The organism is Acinetobacter sp. DL27, assembly GCF_055810995.1.
In genome coordinates, this window is sequence record NZ_CM147947.1 from 1,518,633 (window position 1) to 1,538,411 (window position 19,779).

Sequence of the window (19,779 nt, forward strand, 5' to 3'; positions counted from 1 at the left end):
TGTATAATTTTGCTCAAATATCAAACAATGTTTGAGCATTAAATTTGCAGTCCTAACTTGTAGATGAAGGTGGAAAAATTGCAGCAGTTTGCTATTGGTCAACGTTGGTTATCAGATACTGAAACGGAACTCGGTTTAGGAGTTCTTATTGATGTAGATGAGCGATCTGTCAGCATCTTATTCCCTAAAAGTGATGAAACACGTGTATATGCACGGAATAATGCACCTTTATCACGTATCATTTTTAACGTGAACGATGAATTACAAGATCAAGAAGGCACCAAGTGGACGGTTGAATCACATGAAGACCGTCATGGTGTGGTGCGTTATAATGTTGTTCGTCGCTTAGAAGATAGTACGGAAGAACGTAAATCACTGAATGAGACTCGCATTGGCGCTCAAATTCAGCTGTCTAAACCGCTTGATCGCTTATTGGCAAGCCAAATTGACTATAAAGAATGGTACGACTTACGTATTGAAGCAATGCTGATGCAAGCCAATATGAAGTCGAGCCCTTTACGTGGCATGGTCGGTTCACGTGTCGGTTTGATTCCTCATCAGTTGTATATTGCACACGAAGTGGGTCAGCGTTTTGCTCCCCGTGTCCTTTTAGCCGATGAAGTGGGCTTAGGTAAAACCATTGAAGCTGGATTAATCATCCATCAACAGCTTAAAACGGGTCGTTCAGAACGTATCCTGATTTTGGTACCCGATTCACTGCAATATCAGTGGATGATTGAAATGCGTCGTCGTTTCAATTTGAACTTCTCATTATTTGATTTAACCCGTACGGCTTCAATCAAAGAACATGATCCTGAACTGAATCCATTCCTGACTGAACAATGCATTATTGCGTCAATCGATTTGATGATTGACCATGATGACTTGCGTGAACAAGCCCTAGAAGCTGGTTTCGATCTGTTGGTGGTCGATGAAGCACATCACTTGATGTGGAATGAAGAAGATGGTGGTAATGACCGCTATGACTTGATCGAAGAGTTAGCAGAAAAAACACCGGGTGTTTTGCTATTAACGGCAACTCCTGAACAGCTGGGTGTGGAAAGTCACTTTGCGCGTTTACGTTTACTTGACCCACAACGTTTTAGCTCATTGGATCGTTTCTTGGATGAAGAAACCCAGTATCAACAAACTGCAAAAATTGCGGAAGTACTGATGTCAGATATGCCACTTGAAGAAGGGCATTTAGCTGCATTAGAAGGTTTGCTAGGACATCGTATTGAAGATGCACCCGAACAACGTTTCCGTGCCATTCATGAGCTTTTAGACCGTCATGGTACAGGGCGTATTTTGTTCCGTAACACCCGTGAGGCCATTCAAGGTTTCCCAGGTCGTGACTGTCAACCTGCGCCTTTGCCTGCACCAGAAAATTGGTCTAAAGACGGTAAATTGCGTGAACAAATGTGGCCAGAAGAAGCACAGCTTGACGGTGCGTGGATGGAAGCTGACCCGCGTGTCATGTGGCTCATGGAAAAACTACGTACAGACTTAAAACACAAAAAAGTGTTGCTTATTGCACGTACTGGTCCCGTGGTTGAAGCACTTGAAAACGTACTCCGTTTACATGCGGGTATTCGTACTGCAATGTTCCATGAAGGCATGAGTTTACTTGAGCGTGACCAAGCGTCGGCTTACTTTGCTGAAGAATCTTATGGTGCACAAATTTTACTGTGCTCTGAAATTGGTTCTGAAGGTCGTAACTTCCAGTTTGCTTCAGATTTGATTTTATTTGACTTGCCTGCGAACCCAGATGTACTTGAACAACGTATTGGTCGTTTAGATCGTATTGGTCAAGAAAATCGGATTCAAATTCATGTGCCGTATCTGATTGGTACAGCACAAGAACGTATGTTCCGTTGGTATAACGAAGCATTAAATATTTTCAGTAATATCTCGCCAACTGCTCAAACTTTACAAGAAAACTTTATTGTTGAATTGAAAGATTGTTTACTGACAGATAAAGGTCAGCAGTTTGATGACTTACTCGAAGCAGTTAGCGTACAACGTGAAGCCTTAGAAGCAGAGTTACAATCAGGTCGTGACCGTTTACTTGAATACAACTCTTGTCGTCCAATTGTGGCGCAAGAAATTGTACAAGCGCTTGAGTCTTATGATGACAACACCACTTTGCCAATGTTTATGAAGCGCTTTATGGCGTCGACAAACATTGATTTTGACGAGCAAAGCAACGGTACAGTCATCATTAAACCAACCGATCAAATGCAAGTTCAAGGTTTAACCTTGGACGAAGAAGGTATGACTGCGACATTCTACCGCGATCAAGCTCAGATACGTGAAGATGCTCAGTATTTAACCCTTGAACATCCATTTACTGAAAGTGTGATGGAAATGATCAACACTCAAGGTTTTGGTAGTACCAACGTTGCAGTGTTGAAGTCAGCGGCTTTACCACAAGGTTCTGTGTTGTTAGAAGTGTGGTTTAAGGTCGATGTAGTTGCACCGAAAGCTTTGAATTTGCCTTCAAGCTTACCGCAGCAGCTGGTTCGCGTTTTGTTGAGTGAAAAGGGTCAAGACCTGTCGCAGAAAATTGCACCTGAAATTTTAAAACCGTACTTGCATCATTTGGATGGTAATAGCTGTCGTCAAGTCGTGAAAGCCCGCCGTGAAGTGATTGAACAGCGTTATGTACAAGCTTTAGAGCTTGCACGCGCGGCTTTACCGAGCTTTGTGCAACAAGCGAAAGAAGTCTACGGCAGTAAGTGGCAATACGAAATTGACCGCCTGACTTACTTAAAGCAGTTTAATCCGAGTATTCGTGAAGATGAAATTTCACGTCTACAAAAACTGCAAAAAGAAGGTCTAGGTTTGCTCGATGGCCTAACGGTCACACCAGAAGCAATTCAAGTGATGGTTGTGGTTAAACCATAATTGGAATTGCTGTATGAAAAGCACCTTTGGGTGCTTTTTTAATGGATCCTTAAAAAAGGGATGTCTAAGTTGTATTTGAAAAGTAATTCATTGAAATTTTAAGCGCTTGCTTATGCTAGAATTTTCGCCATTAAAACTCTAATGTATCGAACAATAAATTATGTCTAAAGCTCTAGTAACAATGGGTTCAAAAACAACACATGGTGGCATAGTCACTGAGTGTGAAAACAGTTTTGTGATCAATGGTATTGCTGTGCATTTAAATGGAATGAAGCACTTTTGTCCAAAGTGTCGAATGGTGGTTTCTGCGATTGCAGCAGATCAGAGTACAACGGTCTTGGGGCGTGCTGTGGTGATTGCAGGAGACAAAACCAACTGTGGCGCTACTTTCTTAGGCAATCAAAATCTAACTGTTTCTGCAAAGTGATCTCAGATCTATCCCAGAATATTTTTAAAAATTGGCCGAAGTGATCAAAGTCCATGACTTAGGATTCATCCTGCGCCATTTCGTTTAGTTTGAAAAACGATTATGGTAAATAGGCTATAAAACAATAGATCTGAATGACATGAGCAAACCAGCCTTACACTTTACCCATGCAAACGGCATTCCCTCGGGCAGCTATCAAAAATTCTTCCAATTTTTAAATCAAGATTTTGATGTCAAAGCGATCCCGATGATTGGTCTAGATCCTCACTATCCCGTGGAATACCGTTGGGAAGCGTTGGTGGATCAAGTTATTTCAGATATTGAACAGCAGTTTCCACGGCAACAAGTGATTGGTTTAGGGCATTCTTTTGGCTCTTTACTCACACTTATGGCGGCCTATAAAAAACCACAGTTGTTTTCGCAAGTGATTATCATGGACCCACCGTTTGTGATCGGTTCCAAGGCCTTTTTATTTGAAGCGTTACAAAAGCTGGGATCAAAGTCCATTGAAAAACTTACCCCAGCTGCGGTGACCGTCAAACGGCGTGATCATTGGGAAAGTATTGAGCAGGCCAGTCAGGTGCTCAGACCGAATCGTATTTTTAAAGACTTTGATGAACAGTGTTTTGCAGACTTTATAGCGTGTGGTTTAAAAAGTGATCCGACTCGAAATGGGGTGACGCTAACCATTCCCAAACATACTGAAGCTGAGATCTTCAGGACAGTGCCTGCATGGTGGTGGCGTACCCCACGCAAAGCACCTGATATGCCGATTCATGTGTTGACTGCAAAAGATAGCCATTTCTATAAGCAAGGTTTACCCCAAGGGATGAAAAAAACCTATGCGATCGACTATAGTGTGCTTGAAGGCGGGCATATGTTTCCGCTTGAACAACCGAAACAGACCGCCGAATTTGTGCACCAGCTCATTAAAGAGCAACAGCGAAACAAATAATCAGATATTTCAGCGAATCTGTTGGGTGTAATCACAGGTTAGCGAATCATCGCTTCATCCAAATGACGTGAACCTTCCAAAATCATGCGAATCATGATCATGGTTTGCTCAGCCATTTTTTTACGCTCTACACTTGGCATATCAATCACTTTGGCACCCATATTGAAAACCAATTGGGTGATTGCCATGGACACCAATTCAGGGTGGAAGAGTTTGCTATTATTTAAACGTTCTAAACGAATTAAATCATCTTTGAGTTCTTGTTGAAAATAATTCAACTGTCTTTCGACCGCATTTTTATAAGATGCCGAACCCGTATATGCTTCGCGTAATAGCAGGCTTAAGTTGCCATCATCAGCATCGAGTTGTTCAATAAAAACTTCGACTGAGCTACGAATAATACTTTCTTGGCGAATGGCCTTAATCCGTGCTTCATGCAAAATTTGGCGTAGCACAAAACCTGCACGTTCAATTAACTCGATAGCTAGTTCATCGGTATCTTTAAAATGACGATAAAAACTATTCGGCGCAATGCCTGCTTCACGTGCGACTTCACGCAAGCTCAGGGATGCAATACTTTTTTCAGGACCAATCAAATTTAAAGCAGCTTGAAACAGTTCATCTTTTGTAATCGTTGCTTTTCGACCAACACTACGTGCAAGCACTGGTGCATGTTTTTTTGAAGCTTCATGCTCTGTGTTGGTTGTATGGGTTTGAATGGTGGTCGGTGTCATATTTATCAAGCAATTAAATCAATCGGTTCATTATAGCTCCACTGGTCGGCATTGTGAAACGAAACGAAACAATCAGAATATATATACAAATATATATACATGTGTATAATAATTCAAAATCTATGGCGTGGTCCTTTACTATGCAGATCCTTGAAAAAACTAAATCCCCTTTAACTGAGTATGCTGAGAGTGTTATAGACCGACACACAGCTAACTTTTGGCTTCAAAAAATCAACCCACTTTGGTCGATACACCAAGCTTTGGGTAAAGTGGTAAAAAAAGAGCAAATTGCACACGATATGGTGAGTTTGATGCTACAAACCAACCGTCACTTTCAAATGGGGCAAGCGGGACAGCACCATCCTGTATATGTCGTGGTTCAAGGCATACGTTATGAACGTACCTATAGTTTGACCCAGATTGATGCGCAACATGTCTTACTGAATGTGAAAAAAGTAGACCAAGGCAAGGCAAGTCATTGGCTATGTGAACAGGCTCAAATCGGCGATGTTTTAGAATTCGGTCAGCCTTATGGTGATATACAATTGACTGTAAATGATCAACAGTTAATTTTACTCGCTGCGGGCAGTGGTATTACCCCCATGCTGAGTTTACTGAAACGTTTAGAGAAGACCGCCAAACTTAAAAAGCAGCCTGTACATTTGATGTATTGGGTGAAAAAACATACTGATGCTGCGTTCAAAGCATATTTTGAGCAGTTGGTAGCGCAATACTCAAACTTCACATTCAGCATGTTTTATACCCAAGAGTCAGATGAAGGTGAGCGTTTAAATCAAAACCATATGTCTGGGCTGGATCAGATTGAAAATGCAACGGTATATGCATGCGGCCCTTCAGGTTTTGTGGCTACGGTTGAGCAGCTTTTTGCTCATGCCAACACCTTAAAAACTGAAGCGTTTAGCATGAGTCCATTTGCAAATGATGATGTTGGTTTCGTGAATATTACCTTAACAAAGTCGAAAAAGATTTTAAGCATTCCAAAAGGTCAATCCATTCTTGCAAGTTTAGAACAGCAAAATGTGAAACCTCAACATGGCTGCCGTATGGGAATCTGTAATAAATGTGCCTGTAACAAAGTGGAAGGTTCGACCAAAAACTTGGTCAATGGTGCACAAAATTCTGAGCCTGGAAATTTTCTAAAAATTTGTGTCAATACTGCACAAACTGATCTTGTTGTTGATTTATAAGGGGAATAAATACAATGAATATGCCTGTTAAAGTTGAATATTTTAAAAACCCGAAGAATCGTGAGTTAACTACATTTGAGTTAGATGAACTTGCACGTGAGCTAGATGCCATCAAGCAAGAAGTACTGGATGATATTGGCGAAAAAGATGCGCAATATATTCGTCGTGTCTATGCAGCGGTGCGTTATGCATCTATTGCAGGTCGTGCATGTTTATTTGCAGGTTGGTTCCCGCCTGCATGGGTGCTGGGCACGGGCTTGCTGAGTTTTGCCAAAATCATGGAAAACATGGAATTAGGTCATAACGTAATGCACGGTCAATATGACTGGATGAATGACCCTAAGTTTAATGGTCAAAACTATGAGTGGGACATCGTAGGTACAGCAGATAACTGGCGTCAGACCCATAACTACAAGCATCATACCTATACCAACATTAAAGGGATGGATGATGACATTGGCTACGGTTTGCTGCGATTATTCCCAGAACAACGTTGGAAACCGGGCTTTTTATTGCAACCGATTTATAGCATTCCATTTTGTTTGTTGTTCCAATGGGGCGTTGCGATCCAAAACTTGGAATTAGGCAAATACTTCAAGGGGCGTAAAAGCAAAGCGCAGACTTTAGCCGAATGGAAACCTATGCAGCGCAAAATTGGTAAACAATTGTTTAAAGATTATGTGTTTTTCCCACTCATTGCAGGACCTGCGGCGTTGCCTGTCTTTACAGGAAATTTGGTTGCAAATGGTATTCGTAATATGTGGACATTTAGTGTGATTTTTTGTGGTCACTTCACCAAAGATGTTGAAGTTTTCCCGAAAAAAGTACTGGAAAATGAAAGCCGTGGTCACTGGTACATGCGCCAAATTCGTGGTTCGTCGAATTTAACGGGTTCAGAAGCATTCCATATTTTGACGGGGCACTTAAGTCATCAAATTGAGCATCACTTATACCCAGATGTACCTGCGCGTCGTTACCGTAAAATGGCGCCGAAAGTACAAGCAGTGTGTGAAAAGTATGGCATTAACTATAACAATGCCAGCTTAGTAAAACAGTATGGTAGTGTCATCAAACGTATTGTGAAATATGCATTTCCCTTTAAAAAGTAAGTAAAAAAGCCACTTCATTTGAAGTGGCTTTTTTTGTTATTTACTAAATTGACGTAAGGTCTTTACCAGATGATGGTAATCACCTTGTTTGGCGATATTGAGCACATGTTCGATTTCGTGTTTTAACCATTTTTGTTTTGAAGCATTAAAAGCGAACTGCGCCAATAATACAAAGGGACTTTCACCGAATTTGATCGAAAGACCTTTGACATACTTGGGTGGAGATAACTGTTCCATACTGATGCCTTTTTATAATTTAAGTGGAATGGTTCTCAAAATATTTTTATTAGGCAAAATTTATCATAAATATATTTTTTGGTAAATAAAACATACTGAATTTTAATAATAAATATTTTAAAAAATTCAACATGATTAATTATCAATCTATTCTTAATAATTAGCTTATTTGACGATGATTTGATGTTTTTGACAAGTCGGGAAGGCTTAAATCTGTCCCTACCAAATAGCTAAAATCAGCCAAAGACAACATTTGTTTATCTTCAATGCTATTTCCATAAGCATAAACGGCATGATAGCTATCTAGCTCATATTTTTCTTGGATACGTTGAGCTTTGTATTCACAGCTACAGTCCGCAGTCAGATAGCGCCCTGTATAGCGTTGTTGGTCTTGTTCAACTCTGGTACAGATCAGTTCAATTGAGAGTATTTCACACACATATTTTAAATAGATATCAATTGAAGCAGAGACCAAAACCACATCATCGCCCAAACTTTGGTGTTGCTTTAGTTGGCTATACAGTGCTGGGTTGAGTCCTTTGATTAAAAGTTCTGCATAGCGTTTTGCATAAGCGTCAATTTCGCTCACTTCAGCTTGCTTAAACATCGCATGGAAGAGTTTAGAGCGCATATGATGGGCAGGATAAAAACCCAAATAATAACTTTGAATATAAGGCAGGACTTTTAAGCCTTGTAGGGCAATATGCCGTTTTGAATGTACATAGAAGATGAACCCCGTAAAACTGTCTTTGTCATACAGGGTGCCATCAAAGTCAAATAAGGCTAGATTTTTATGCGCTTTGCACGTTGCATGCATGTTTGATAACGTCCATTGACACGAGTGGCAAACCAGTTGGTATTGTAGTCACGGCTGAGTTTTGGACCAGAAATGACAACTTCTGGCATCATGGCATAGAAAGGTTCTTTTTTAGTGACTTCTTGATAAAGCTTAGCCACAGCGCGATAGGTTGCTGTGTCTTCAAATTTTTTCTCTTTCTCTTTTTTCAGGTCAGAGCGAATTTGACGCGGAGTAACCAAAATATTGTGCTGAGCAAAAACGCTGATTAACTCACGCTCTGATTGACTCTTTGCAGATTTGGGTGAGCCATCTTTGCCATAAAGTAACAAGTCACCATCTAAATCAAGTTCTGCTTCGGTTAAGTCATTCAACATACTTTGGAAAGCGGCATTTCGACTTGAGTACATGCCCGAGTTATAATCGGCAAAACGGTAGAGCGGTTTGTCATAGTCAGCAGGGTACATCATCAGTCGGTGAATGCCGTAATACAGACCACCATATTGACTATAGAGGTCGGTACGAAGGTCAGCCATGCTGCCACCTTCACGTTTATTGTCTTTGGCATAGCCGATATGCACTTGCATTGAACCCAACGTGGTAATCGGGTTCATTTTTTCGCCGACGTCTTGACCGACAAGCTTGGCTGCACCTGTGAGTGCACTGACGTGATAGTGCTTTGACATATAGTCAAAAATTTCACGGTACAGTTCATCCAGTTCACGTTCTGTTTTAACGCGGCGCATTTGACTTAAATAGTTATCTTCAGGACTCGGCTGCTCTTTTAAAACCCGTTGGAAGTAACCTGCGATGGTGCCACCAATGGCATCGCCGAGCTTATCTTTAAATTTTTCATCTAAGCGATCTTGGACTTCTTTAACCGCTTTTTCACCCAAACCATAAACTTGTGGATCTGCAACAAAATTAGACTCTTGATCAACCACGGCAATGATCGAACACATATTCTCTTTATTTTGAGGAATACCAAACTGCTCTGAAATATCGTAAATATCTTCAGCCCATGAACGGCGGTCATTTACGCGTCCGGGAATGATACGTGCGATTTGTTCAGCATTGAGCTTAGGCTCATCATCTGTCCACCATGAACGATCACCGCAGGCGGTTAAGCCTATAGATATGGCCAAGACACTTAGTGTTTTTAAACCAGAAGAAAGAAACAGCTTTTTATTCATAAACAGAGAACACATGATAAAAGGTGAGCCGAAACAGCAGGTGCAGTATACTATGTCGGTCGAAAAAGTGATGAATTTATATGTATATTGGTCGGTATCAACTGTCAAATCATTTGATTGTTGTTCCGATGGTAGGTGGGTTGAGTTGTTAAGACGAATGAATAGTATTCAGTCTGTTATCGGTTTTATTGTGGTGCAAAATTCGTGCAATAGATTGAGGGGAGCTTAACTCATGACACTTCCATTTTTTTTAAATTCTTTTTTAATAAATCAAACAGAAAATAGTTCAATGAATAGACTGTAATGACACTCTAAAAACAAATTTAAATTAATATTTGAAAAATAAAGTAAAAGGGTTAAGATCTAAAATTAGATCAAAAAATATACTTGCAATAATAATGAGGGGAATATGGAAAATTTTATTAATAGACTAAGAAGCCATATTGAGCATGTGAAAAAAGTAGGGGGCCACTGTACTACAGAAGAAACAACTAAACAGGCTTTAATCCTTCCTTTATTAGATATTTTAGGTTTTAGCCCTTATGACCCGACCAAGGTACTTGCAGAATTTGCAGCTGATTTTCCAGGTGTGAAATCTACAGAAAGAGTTGATTATGCACTTTACTGCAATGGGCAACCTGTAATGTTTATTGAAGCAAAACCTTATGTTGCTAATTTAACGAATCATGCTCCGCAGCTGTCTAGATATTTTAACAGTAGTTTAGGGGTGACGATTGGCGCGATCACAAATGGTAAAGAATGGAGATTTTTTACTGATTTAATTAATCCAAATGTGATGGATGATAAGCCATTTTTAACAGTTGATTTTACGAAGAACAAAGCCGAGGATTTGACACAGCTAGCTGAGTTTAAACATGATAATTTTCATGTAGAAAAGCTACGCTTTTTTGCTGAAGAAAATCAATATATCCAGCAGTTTAAAACTGTAATAAAAAGAAGTATTAATGAAGTTGATATTGATTTTGTTCGCTATGTGGCTCAACAAGCAAGTATTCCTCGTCAATTAAACACTAAATTTTTAGAGTCAATTCAGCCTTTTGTAAAGCAAGCTGTTGAGCAGTCAATTAGTGACACCGTTGTTAAAGGACTATCTTCGCCTACAATTATTACTGCCCAGCCAGTTGAACAAAAAGTAGAGGAGACTATTGAGATTGTGTCCGAAAGCTCAGCGCTAGCTGACATTGTTAACTCTGAAAATGAAAGAATTGTGACTACTGTTGATGAACAGGAATTAAGTCGTATTGTGACAGAGCTCTTTCCTGAAGTTGAATTGGTTGCTAAAGATACAGAAAGCTATTTTAGCGTGCTGTTTCAGAATAAAAATAATCGCTGGTTATTTAGATATGATGTGAATCGTAAGAGACCAACCATTCAGTTTGCAGTAGCAATTGATGACTATCGAAAAAAAGAGTTAGAGCGAGCAGGATTGGAAGTGCAAAATAATGGTCAAGTTTTTTTAGATAAACCTGAACACATATATAGAGCCGTAGGCATTTTAAAAGATTGCTTGGATTACTGTAGTAATGATGACAACTTTAAAAGAGCATCTAATTCCTAATAGAAAAACTTCATACTTGAGAGATAGGATAGATCTTATTTTGTCATTACAAGTCATTCTTGGACGTGACCATCGTGCAAAGATATCAAACGATGTTTCTAATTTTCGATCAACTAAGGTTTGTTGTATACAGCCAGAGGCTCGATAACAAGCCTAAAAAGCTTATCAAAAATTAGGCTCTTTTATTTGTGCTATAGTTCAATTGTTACTTAGCAGGCAGAACAATATGAATATCTGTATTGGTGGCGACTTGGATGGTCAAGTAGTGATTTTAAATAAAATGCGATTTAATGCAAAAGAGATAGATCAAAATAAATCATCAAGCTATATCAAACAAAAGTATGTTAAGGGCGATCAAGTCTTTAATTTTTGGCGACATGCAGAAATGAAAATATGGGATGTTACTCATCAAGTTGAGTTGATTTTAGGAAAGAAAAACTAGCTTGAAGCGGGTAAATAAGCTTTATTCGCCTTTAGTGAAGATTTTCTTATCAATATGGATAAAAATGCATTTTATGTGGAGTTGGTGGGAGCAATAAAATAATATGTTAAGGTCTATCTATTACACGCCAAAAAGCTTATAGTGATAGTGTATCTGAATTATTTATTTTATTGTATTTACTGAAGTTATTTCGCAATTGTTTCAACTCTGCGGTTTATCCGATGTATATGATTTAAAAGATTAATTCTTATATTTTTCAAAATTTAAGAGAATATTTATGTCAAACATTACAACTGGTACCGTTAAGTGGTTTAATGAAACTAAAGGCTTTGGTTTTATTTCTAGCGATACTGGAGAAGACGTTTTTGCACACTTTAGCGAAATCCAATCAAACGGTTTCAAAGTGTTGAATGAAGGTCAACGTGTTCAGTTTACGATTGTAGCTGGCAAGAAGGGCCCTCAAGCAAGCTCTATCACAGTAATCTAAGAATATTGTGAATTAAAAAACCCGCTTCAGTTAGCGGGTTTTTTAATGGCAGCTTATTTACTACTCGGTTGTAAAGGCGTTGTAATTCCGCTGCCTTTAGGGATTGATAGAATCTTCAGTTAAACAGATAACGATATGAATTCATGGAAAAATTAGTTAGAAAAGCACATCAAAATGATTTAACAGACATCTCAGAAATTCATCACAAATCATTTATACGTCAAGCAGATTCTAAGCAATGGATAGCATCAACACTTGCGGCTTATCCTCGGTTTTTTTGTCACGTAATCGTGTCTGATAAAACGGTTGGCTATATTTTTTGGGCTCAAAAGTCTGGCTTTCGAGAGGAAGTGATACTGGAACTAGATCAAATAGCGATCCATCCAGATTTTCAAGGTTTGGGATTAAGCAAAAAACTAATTATAGAGTCGCTTAAGGATGTTGAGAATGAATTATTGCAAAGAAATCAGAAGATAAAAAACGTACTGGTGACGACAGGCGTGAATAACTTCGCGAGAAAAATTTATGAAGATTTATTAAGTGCTCAAGAAGTTGCAATCATCTCTGATTTATATAGTGCACCTGAAGTTTATTTAAAAGCAAATCGAAAAGATTTAGTTTTTTTAGGTTGAATGATTCATTAAGAATAGTAGAAAAATCCCTAGATAAAGGGATTTCAATGAGGATGTAATTGAGATGAAAATGGGACTGAGGGTGACATAGTGATATTCGTTATGACACGGTAAAAAAGACTCTAGGAACGAGTTTAGTGATGAGAACTTTTAAGCTAACTCGGAAAAATGGAGTGATCTATGAGTATTGTTGACTTACATGAAGTGAAGCGTCACTTACACTATGCCGATGATAGCAATGATGTTTCATTAAAAAGCTTTATTGTTGCTGCTGACGCTATAATTAAAAATTACATTACAGATAATTTTGGATCGGAATATCCATCTGCCATTAAACAAGCTGCTTTATTATTAATCGAATACTGGGAACAGCACAGAAAAGATGGGGGAGAGGTTTCTGTGAATGGTAACTACTTGCCGATACCCGTACTCTCTTTGCTTAATCTATATCGCAAGCCCACTGTTGATAGATGATGTAGATAATAACACGTATCAATGTTTACCTTTAAGGCTGCTATATTTGAAATTAATATAATTACAATTGAGAATCATTTGCATTAAATGATTTTGTACGTTAGAATAAATTTCAAGAATAAAATAAAATTTAACAATGATGTTTCATTAACCCAGCTCTCTTGATTCTCCAGAGGCTGGGTTTTTTATCTACTTTAACAAAGAAAAAAATTAGGTTAAATTATACCGATTGTTAAAATAAATATGAGAAGAATAGAGCATGAATAAAAAATTTGAATTACATGTACTCAGCCAAATCTATGACTTTCTAATGGAAAGAGAAGGGTTCACTGCTCTGAATCTTCATTTTAAGGTTATGGAATTCTTTAGGGAATTACATGTGGGGGATAAGAGGGATTTTCTTGTTTTGGCACCAAATAAAATCTCAGGTAATTTTGGTGAGGTTACTCATATTCATTTATTAAATATTCCGCATTTCCATGAAAAGGACAAATTCATTCATTGGGCACATAAAGTTTTAAATCGCTAAGCGCCTAATCTGTAAAGAAAGAGAATAATATTGCTTCATAAATTAAACATTGAAATCTTTAGATTTTGATAAGTTATATTTTTAAATCGTGCTAGGCAAAAATGATGAAAATATTTGCAATAGTAAGTTTAGTTTTAATGCTGGGATGGCTTTGTTGCACAAAGATTTAAAAATTAAGATTTCCCATATCTACTCAAATTTAAGTGGCAACTTGGGTGTGAGGTCGGCCTAACTCTGTGAATTTATTTAATACTGCTACACGTGCATGCATCTCATTGACTTGGCTTTGAAAGTTTCTCGAACTGAGTTTATCCCCCAATAATTTGATGCAATGCATCTTAGTTTCGACCAAACTTCGCCGATGATAGCCTGACCATTTTTTCCATAGTGTCCTGCCTAAACGTTTAACTGTTCGAAGTAATTCATTTCGCTCTAGCGAGCTGATCTTTGTATCTTTCCAAGGTTTCGCATTTTTTCTTGGCGGAATCACCGCATGCGCTTGCCGATCTGCAATGACCTGACGGCATTGCTTGGTGTCATAAGCTCCATCGGTATAAACAGAGTCAATCTGATCATCTTGTGGAATCTGATCGAGTAAATCACCAAGCACTTGTGAATCACTCACATTATTTGTAGTGAGTTGAATAGCGCGTATTTGAAGGGTTTCAGCATCTATACCAATATGAAGTTTACGCCATTGGCGACGATATTCAGGTTGGTGTTTCTTACGCTTCCATTCACCTTCGCCTAGAAACTTTAAGCCAGTAGAATCGACGAGTAGCTGGAGACCATTACTGCTTTTTTGATAGTTAATTGCAATATCAATATGCTTTTGTCTTCTGCAGATGGTGGAATAGTCTGGTGCTGTCCAATCTAATCTACAAAGATGAATGAGACTTTGCACAAAGCCAGTGACCATGCGTAAAGACAATCGAAATAGGGATTTGATCATCAGACAGCATTGGATGGCTGTATCTGAATAAGTTTGATTTCGACCATGTTTACCTTTGGGTTGAGCGTACCATTGAGTCTTGGGATCGAACCAAATTGAGAGATTTCCTCGATTTATTAATGCACTGTTATAAGAAGACCAATTGGTTGTACGATAGATTTTAGGTGTGGGCTTATTCATTTGCGAATTATATTGCCGAATAAGACTTTATCGGTAGGTTTGTGCAACAAAGCCTGCTGGGATTAACGGCATGCCAAAAAAGAGATACAGATAAGAAAGAGCAGGATAAAACTACAACGCCACATTCCATGGATAAAGATCAGTAAGAAAAAGCTCGCCAAATGGTGGGCTTTTTCAAGAGTTAAAATGGTATAGTAGTGCTGTCATTTAAGTACTTTTTTCTATGTCTGAAACCTATAAATACATTTACACTCAAATGAGTACATTTGGTTCATTGCCTACACATAAAGTTTTTATAAGTAGTGTAGGAAGGAAGACAAAATTAGTTTTTGCTGATAATACTTTTGCATATAGTACAGTTTCTGATTGGGCTTTAAGTCATTCGGGTCTTGATTCAAGGAAATCAATATGGTCTGAAGAGCCTAAGTCATTTTTAGACAGTGAAAAAAGAAGATTAAGCATTTATAGAGCCTCACATCCAGCTTTTATCACTGAAGCAAGCATTGGTTAAACACTTGTATTTTGGATGCTGCTTATGTAATAACTGCTTATATTGCAAATAAAGTTTGCTTTGTGGGTGTTAAGGGCGTATAAAGCTAACTCGTTGGTGCGGGATGGAGCAGTCTGGTAGCTCGTCGGGCTCATAACCCGAAGGTCGTTGGTTCAAATCCAGCTCCCGCTACCAACGAAAAAAGATTTAAAGTTTATAGCCTAGTCTCCACAGATTAGGCTTTTTTTATGGCTGGTTAATTTCATTCGTATCGGTTTATAAGAACGTACTTTTTATACAAGTCACTGGAATGGTGTGTAAGCATTGAAACTACAGTATTTCTAGAAAACGTCGGAGCTGTAAGTGACGTAAAACAGGTTTAAGTCTTATTCTGATTCTAAAGGCATAATGGGTTTCCCAAATAAACCAATATTTTTATCCCCCCATTGTTTTAATGCAACCAAAATAGGTGCTAAAGAAGTGCCGAGTGTAGATAATCGATATTCTACTTTCGGAGGAACAACGGCATAAACCTTTCGTAGAATCAGTTGATCCTCCTCAAGTTCACGTAATTGTCTAGTGAGCATTTTTTGAGTGACATTTGGAATTTTCTTCCTTAGTTCATTAAACCTTAAAACGTCGTCTTCTAATAAATGCCATAAGATAATACTCTTCCATTTACCATCAAGTAAGCCTATGGCAGCTTCAACAGAACATCCTGGTGTGCAATCAAAACGCGAATGTTTTAGCTTACCCATTTCAATAGTATCCTTTTGGTAACTATAAGACGAATTTGTCTGTATAACTTAAAAAAGAATATTAAGTAAACTCAAATAACAAAACAAGAGGACAAGTGAATGAAGGCTATTTCTTATATTGACGGCATGGATCATGGATTTCAAAATCCATTGGTTGATATTGAAAAAGTGATGCCGAGCTTAAAAGATCGGGATTTGTTGGTTAGAGTCAAAGCGATCTCGGTTAACCCTGTCGATACTAAGGTTAGACGAAATCCTGTCGCAGCAGGCAATACGCGTATTTTGGGGTGGGATGCAGTGGCTGAGGTTATTGAAGTCGGTTCTGGTGTACAACATTTTAAAGTTGGAGATCAGGTCTGGTATGCGGGTGATTTAACTCGAGACGGGAGTAATGCCGAGTATCAAGCAGTCGATGAGCGTATTGTTAGCTTAAAACCTCAAAGCCTTAGTAATGCTGAAGCTGCTGCACTGCCATTAACCGCTATTACAGCGTGGGAAATGTTATTTGATCGTTTCAATGTTGATTTAGACAAATCTGATAATATTTTAGTGATTGGAGGGGCTGGAGGTGTAGGATCTATTGCAATTCAATTACTCAAAGCGAAGACAAATTTAAAAGTTATTGCTACAGCATCTAGGGAAGAGACTAAAGCATGGGTTAAGTCTTTAGGGGCTGACTATGTCATCGATCATACAGAAGATTTAAACACGCAAATCAAAGCATTGGGTTTAGATGCACCTCGATATATTTTTTCAACCAATCAAACAGAAACGTATCTTCATCAAATTTCTAAGCTTATTGCTCCACAAGGAAAGTTTGGCTTAATCGATGATCCGAAATCACTAGATATCGGTGAGTTTAAGTCTAAGTCGGTTTCTGTACATTGGGAGTTCATGTTTACACGTTCAATGTTCAATACAACAGATATTGAACAACAATCTCAGCTATTACATCAGGTTGCAGAACTGGTGGATAACCATAAAATTAAAACCACGCTTAGTCAGACTTTAGGCAAAATTAATGCACAAAATTTAAAACTAGCTCATGAGCTGATTGAATCTGGTCGAGCGAAAGGAAAAATTGTTTTGGAAGGCTTTTAATTATTTTTAAGCTCAGCTTAAATAAGTGGGTTAATTTTTAAGTTAAATACTTGAAATTATACATTTAGGATCAATATTCTGAGCAAGGCCATTCTAGGGTTCAGCGCACTAGGATGGCTTTCCTCTTTTTGAAATCTGTTTCACTCTCTTACACATATAACAAAGAGCCTTTAGAATAATTTTTTCAATTCACTTTATGTTATAACATTTTTTTTTAATGGGGTGAAAAAATGAAACACACAACGCTGATTTAATATATTATCCTCAGTATAAGTCTAGATAGAGCGCCATGTGGCGCTTTATTTTTATTTGAGTTAAATCAAAACAGTATTTTGCGAGTATTAAAAATCTTAGATGCGTGGGATTTCGTATAATTGTGATTATTTGAATACCCAAGTGCTAATTCACTGTTCCTGCTTTTTGCATTTCTTGGTAAAGCTGATCAAGATAATTTTGTTGTTGGAGGTTATCTTTAAAGTATCGTTGATAATTCACACTACAACTATCGATATCGGCGATATTATTGAGATTGAATGTCCAATCATCCGTATTTTTAACACGGATGCCTAAGTCATCACTACATTTCTGCCAAAGTTGAGAAAAGCGTGTCTGCTTATTGCTTTGGAGTTGGTTGAAACGTGCATAAACGCTGAAGCCTTTCATTTCTGAGTTAAAATATTTGTGAATAAAACCAATGGGTACACCAGCCCAACTCATTGATTGATCTTCTGGGAAGGAAATCCTGATGAGTTTTTTTTCGTTCAGTAATGAATCTTGTTGGCCTGATTTAAAATGTTGTTCTTCATATTCTAGTTTTGTACCTATAGGTACATTGATCTTTTTCACGATCATTGGTTGTGTCGTGATGTAATAGGGATAATCAGGCCTACTATTGCCGCCTGTAGGGTTCATATTGCCAACACATGCTCCCAAATTTGAGAGTAGGGCGATGCAAAAGATTAATCTAACTTTGTTATTCATTATTGATCCTAAAAAACTTTATTTAAAGGCTATTTTATTTATCCAGAATGAACCCATAGTACACCTTATGCGAAACGTTTGAAATTTCACCTCTAGCCTCAATATTTTGGTTCAAGCTATTCTAAGGCTCAGCACACGACTAGGGCTTTTTTTAGATGCTACACTACTATTTTTAAGGACGTTTCAATTGATTGCAGGAAACACCTAATATAATTAAAATTTATGACAGCTATAAATAACTTGAATATTTATTTTTTTCATGTATACTTGGCGTAACTAGAAAAAAGTAATGTTTAGTAAATCTTCTTTAAGTATCGCAGTTTTAGTCATAATCCTCCGTTGTTTCAGATCTTAAGCTCCACTTTTATTATTTTCAAAGTTACATCTAGTCATTTATTTTTGACTAAAATTATTAAAATTCAGCAGGATATATTATGTCTACTACAGTTACCGGTACAGTTAAATGGTTTAATGAAACTAAAGGCTTTGGTTTCATTCAACAAGAATCTGGTCCAGATGTCTTTGCTCACTTTCGCGAAATCGCTAGTTCAGGCTTCAAAACATTGCATGAAGGGCAACAAGTGTCATTCAGCATAGAGCAAGGTCAAAAAGGCCCAAATGCTGTAAATATTGTTGCTTTATAAGAAGCATTAAATATAAAAAAGCACTGAACAGTGCTTTTTTAATGACTAAAAATTATTAATTAAATATTTATTTCTTGTTGGAATATATGAAAAAAACTGGTGAAAATTGAAAAAACTTAATACCTTAATTGCTAAATCTTCAAATGGTACTGAAATTATAGTCTCGTTAATTCCTCTAAATAAAATGCAAAATACCCGTGATGGCTTGAAATCTATTGAGGTGGGTAAGCGTGTGCTGCTTCAGTCTGGAATCGAAGTGGACTTAAATTTAGATGGTAGAACATTCTATACCGCTTTAAATCAATTATTTAAATTTAACTATAAAGTTGCCTAACTAAATATTTGATTATATTGTTTTTTAAATGAATTAATATTATAGGTATAGAAAAAATGTTAAAGAAAAATGTTACTGTCAAAGATCAATTCGGTACTGAATACTCTATTCAGGCAACTGTAGATAAAAACTCTTGCAGCACAATGTTGCATTCAAATTTAAGATATATCACTGTTGATGGCGAAGATATTCGTCCTGGTTTTGAAATGTTCTTCCAAAGTCTCAATAGCGATAAAATTTTCAAGTTGATCTGAACGTTATTAGTTTTAATTTGGTCGTGATGACTAATATTACATTATCTTAATCAACCCCAATCATTCCTCCTCAAATCTATTTGAATTATAGAGCAGTTATTTTAGATAATTTGAAGAGGGCTATGTATACAGAACACGTTTATTAATAAGTAGTTTAATGACATAGCTAAAATGTATTCTTAGCAAAGAATATTTTGTAAATATATGGATTTAGGTACTTTTGCTATATGAATGCTATTGATTTATGGATTGTTAGCTTGTTCACGAGGAATTCTTAATCTCTAAATTTCTTCCAATAATTGGTTCCTCGAAGCAGCCCTTTGCCTATTATTCGTTATATTTCTAGCTCAATTCGCTCCTAAATGAGTTCACAGAA

24 protein-coding genes and 1 tRNA gene are annotated in these 19,779 nt (G+C 37.6%); 18 read left to right on the forward strand and 7 right to left on the reverse strand.

Annotation, left to right across the window (positions count from 1 at the left end; all coding sequences use genetic code 11):
* Positions 1-69 precede the first annotated feature (69 nt).
* The 3 genes from rapA to AC0KVP_RS07315 all read left to right on the forward strand — a co-directional run bounded on the left by rapA (position 70) and on the right by AC0KVP_RS07315 (position 4,289).
* Entirely contained in the window at positions 70-2,907 is a 2,838-nt protein-coding gene (gene rapA, locus AC0KVP_RS07305; RefSeq protein ID WP_473339991.1) for an RNA polymerase-associated protein RapA, read from the forward strand.
* Between the two features lie 160 nt (positions 2,908-3,067).
* Entirely contained in the window at positions 3,068-3,334 is a 267-nt protein-coding gene (locus AC0KVP_RS07310) for a PAAR domain-containing protein (protein ID WP_005399638.1), read from the forward strand.
* Positions 3,335-3,473: 139 nt separating this feature from the next.
* Positions 3,474-4,289 carry an alpha/beta fold hydrolase gene (locus AC0KVP_RS07315; RefSeq protein ID WP_126036218.1) on the forward strand — a complete coding sequence of 272 codons (816 nt, stop codon included), beginning with the start codon at positions 3,474-3,476 and terminating at the stop codon, positions 4,287-4,289.
* Between the two features lie 38 nt (positions 4,290-4,327).
* Here AC0KVP_RS07315 and fabR read toward each other — a convergent pair whose 3' ends face one another.
* The gene (gene fabR, locus AC0KVP_RS07320) at positions 4,328-5,023 is read right to left on the reverse strand and encodes an HTH-type transcriptional repressor FabR (protein WP_473340457.1); all 696 of its coding nucleotides are present in this window, start codon (positions 5,021-5,023) and stop codon (positions 4,328-4,330) included.
* 140 nt (positions 5,024-5,163) lie between these two features.
* On the opposite strand from fabR, the gene AC0KVP_RS07325 reads away from it, so the two are divergent.
* Positions 5,164-6,231, forward strand: coding sequence for a flavin reductase family protein (locus AC0KVP_RS07325; RefSeq protein ID WP_473339995.1), 1,068 nt, complete (start codon positions 5,164-5,166; stop codon positions 6,229-6,231).
* A gap of 14 nt (positions 6,232-6,245) precedes the next feature.
* A complete protein-coding gene (locus tag AC0KVP_RS07330; protein WP_078389684.1) occupies positions 6,246-7,340 on the forward strand; it encodes a fatty acid desaturase family protein in 1,095 nt (364 codons plus the stop codon).
* Between the two features lie 36 nt (positions 7,341-7,376).
* Here AC0KVP_RS07330 and AC0KVP_RS07335 read toward each other — a convergent pair whose 3' ends face one another.
* The 3 genes from AC0KVP_RS07335 to AC0KVP_RS07345 all read right to left on the reverse strand — a co-directional run bounded on the left by AC0KVP_RS07335 (position 7,377) and on the right by AC0KVP_RS07345 (position 9,566).
* Positions 7,377-7,577, reverse strand: a complete 201-nt coding sequence (locus tag AC0KVP_RS07335) for a hypothetical protein (protein WP_004693524.1) — start codon at positions 7,575-7,577, stop codon at positions 7,377-7,379.
* Positions 7,578-7,737: 160 nt separating this feature from the next.
* Positions 7,738-8,394: an HAD-IB family hydrolase gene (locus AC0KVP_RS07340; protein WP_125273362.1), complete on the reverse strand. Its 657-nt coding sequence runs from the start codon at positions 8,392-8,394 to the stop codon at positions 7,738-7,740.
* Positions 8,361-9,566, reverse strand: coding sequence for a DUF1615 family protein (locus AC0KVP_RS07345; RefSeq protein WP_473339998.1), 1,206 nt, complete (start codon positions 9,564-9,566; stop codon positions 8,361-8,363). The genes AC0KVP_RS07340 and AC0KVP_RS07345 overlap by 34 nt, the downstream gene beginning before the upstream one ends.
* Before the next feature lie 409 nt (positions 9,567-9,975).
* On the opposite strand from AC0KVP_RS07345, the gene AC0KVP_RS07350 reads away from it, so the two are divergent.
* The 6 genes from AC0KVP_RS07350 to AC0KVP_RS07375 all read left to right on the forward strand — a co-directional run bounded on the left by AC0KVP_RS07350 (position 9,976) and on the right by AC0KVP_RS07375 (position 13,709).
* Entirely contained in the window at positions 9,976-11,145 is a 1,170-nt protein-coding gene (locus tag AC0KVP_RS07350) for a type I restriction endonuclease (protein WP_473340000.1), read from the forward strand.
* A gap of 226 nt (positions 11,146-11,371) precedes the next feature.
* Complete coding sequence (locus AC0KVP_RS07355; protein ID WP_004693517.1) at positions 11,372-11,587, forward strand: hypothetical protein; 216 nt, start codon at positions 11,372-11,374, stop codon at positions 11,585-11,587.
* A 277-nt stretch (positions 11,588-11,864) separates the two neighbouring features.
* Positions 11,865-12,074 carry a cold-shock protein gene (locus AC0KVP_RS07360; protein WP_004693516.1) on the forward strand — a complete coding sequence of 70 codons (210 nt, stop codon included), beginning with the start codon at positions 11,865-11,867 and terminating at the stop codon, positions 12,072-12,074.
* Between the two features lie 143 nt (positions 12,075-12,217).
* Positions 12,218-12,706 (forward strand): GNAT family N-acetyltransferase, encoded by a 489-nt coding sequence (locus tag AC0KVP_RS07365; protein ID WP_473340003.1) that lies wholly within the window; start codon positions 12,218-12,220, stop codon positions 12,704-12,706.
* Between the two features lie 180 nt (positions 12,707-12,886).
* Complete coding sequence (locus tag AC0KVP_RS07370) at positions 12,887-13,180, forward strand: head-tail connector protein (protein ID WP_473340005.1); 294 nt, start codon at positions 12,887-12,889, stop codon at positions 13,178-13,180.
* Between the two features lie 259 nt (positions 13,181-13,439).
* The gene (locus AC0KVP_RS07375) at positions 13,440-13,709 is read left to right on the forward strand and encodes a hypothetical protein (protein ID WP_473340007.1); all 270 of its coding nucleotides are present in this window, start codon (positions 13,440-13,442) and stop codon (positions 13,707-13,709) included.
* A 199-nt stretch (positions 13,710-13,908) separates the two neighbouring features.
* Here AC0KVP_RS07375 and AC0KVP_RS07380 read toward each other — a convergent pair whose 3' ends face one another.
* Positions 13,909-14,841 (reverse strand): IS5 family transposase, encoded by a 933-nt coding sequence (locus tag AC0KVP_RS07380; protein ID WP_473336427.1) that lies wholly within the window; start codon positions 14,839-14,841, stop codon positions 13,909-13,911.
* Between the two features lie 29 nt (positions 14,842-14,870).
* Here AC0KVP_RS07380 and AC0KVP_RS07385 point away from each other — a divergent pair, with 29 nt between their 5' ends.
* From AC0KVP_RS07385 to AC0KVP_RS07395, 3 genes are all read left to right on the forward strand, one after another.
* Complete coding sequence (locus tag AC0KVP_RS07385; RefSeq protein ID WP_473340459.1) at positions 14,871-14,987, forward strand: hypothetical protein; 117 nt, start codon at positions 14,871-14,873, stop codon at positions 14,985-14,987.
* Positions 14,988-15,064: 77 nt separating this feature from the next.
* Positions 15,065-15,352 (forward strand): hypothetical protein, encoded by a 288-nt coding sequence (locus AC0KVP_RS07390; RefSeq protein ID WP_473340009.1) that lies wholly within the window; start codon positions 15,065-15,067, stop codon positions 15,350-15,352.
* Positions 15,353-15,449: 97 nt separating this feature from the next.
* A tRNA-Met gene (locus tag AC0KVP_RS07395) sits at positions 15,450-15,526 on the forward strand.
* Between the two features lie 191 nt (positions 15,527-15,717).
* On the opposite strand, the gene AC0KVP_RS07400 is transcribed toward AC0KVP_RS07395, so the two are convergent.
* On the reverse strand, positions 15,718-16,089 hold the full coding sequence (locus tag AC0KVP_RS07400; protein ID WP_004693511.1) for a winged helix-turn-helix transcriptional regulator: 372 nt from the start codon (positions 16,087-16,089) through the stop codon (positions 15,718-15,720).
* A gap of 99 nt (positions 16,090-16,188) precedes the next feature.
* On the opposite strand from AC0KVP_RS07400, the gene AC0KVP_RS07405 reads away from it, so the two are divergent.
* Positions 16,189-17,190: a zinc-binding alcohol dehydrogenase family protein gene (locus AC0KVP_RS07405; RefSeq protein ID WP_473340012.1), complete on the forward strand. Its 1,002-nt coding sequence runs from the start codon at positions 16,189-16,191 to the stop codon at positions 17,188-17,190.
* A gap of 399 nt (positions 17,191-17,589) precedes the next feature.
* On the opposite strand, the gene AC0KVP_RS07410 is transcribed toward AC0KVP_RS07405, so the two are convergent.
* Positions 17,590-18,171: a hypothetical protein gene (locus AC0KVP_RS07410; protein WP_473340014.1), complete on the reverse strand. Its 582-nt coding sequence runs from the start codon at positions 18,169-18,171 to the stop codon at positions 17,590-17,592.
* A gap of 434 nt (positions 18,172-18,605) precedes the next feature.
* On the opposite strand from AC0KVP_RS07410, the gene AC0KVP_RS07415 reads away from it, so the two are divergent.
* From AC0KVP_RS07415 to AC0KVP_RS07425, 3 genes are all read left to right on the forward strand, one after another.
* Positions 18,606-18,815, forward strand: coding sequence for a cold-shock protein (locus tag AC0KVP_RS07415; RefSeq protein ID WP_004693506.1), 210 nt, complete (start codon positions 18,606-18,608; stop codon positions 18,813-18,815).
* A gap of 106 nt (positions 18,816-18,921) precedes the next feature.
* On the forward strand, positions 18,922-19,149 hold the full coding sequence (locus AC0KVP_RS07420) for a hypothetical protein (protein WP_004980159.1): 228 nt from the start codon (positions 18,922-18,924) through the stop codon (positions 19,147-19,149).
* Positions 19,150-19,205: 56 nt separating this feature from the next.
* Complete coding sequence (locus AC0KVP_RS07425; protein WP_005399626.1) at positions 19,206-19,403, forward strand: hypothetical protein; 198 nt, start codon at positions 19,206-19,208, stop codon at positions 19,401-19,403.
* Positions 19,404-19,779: the final 376 nt, after the last annotated feature.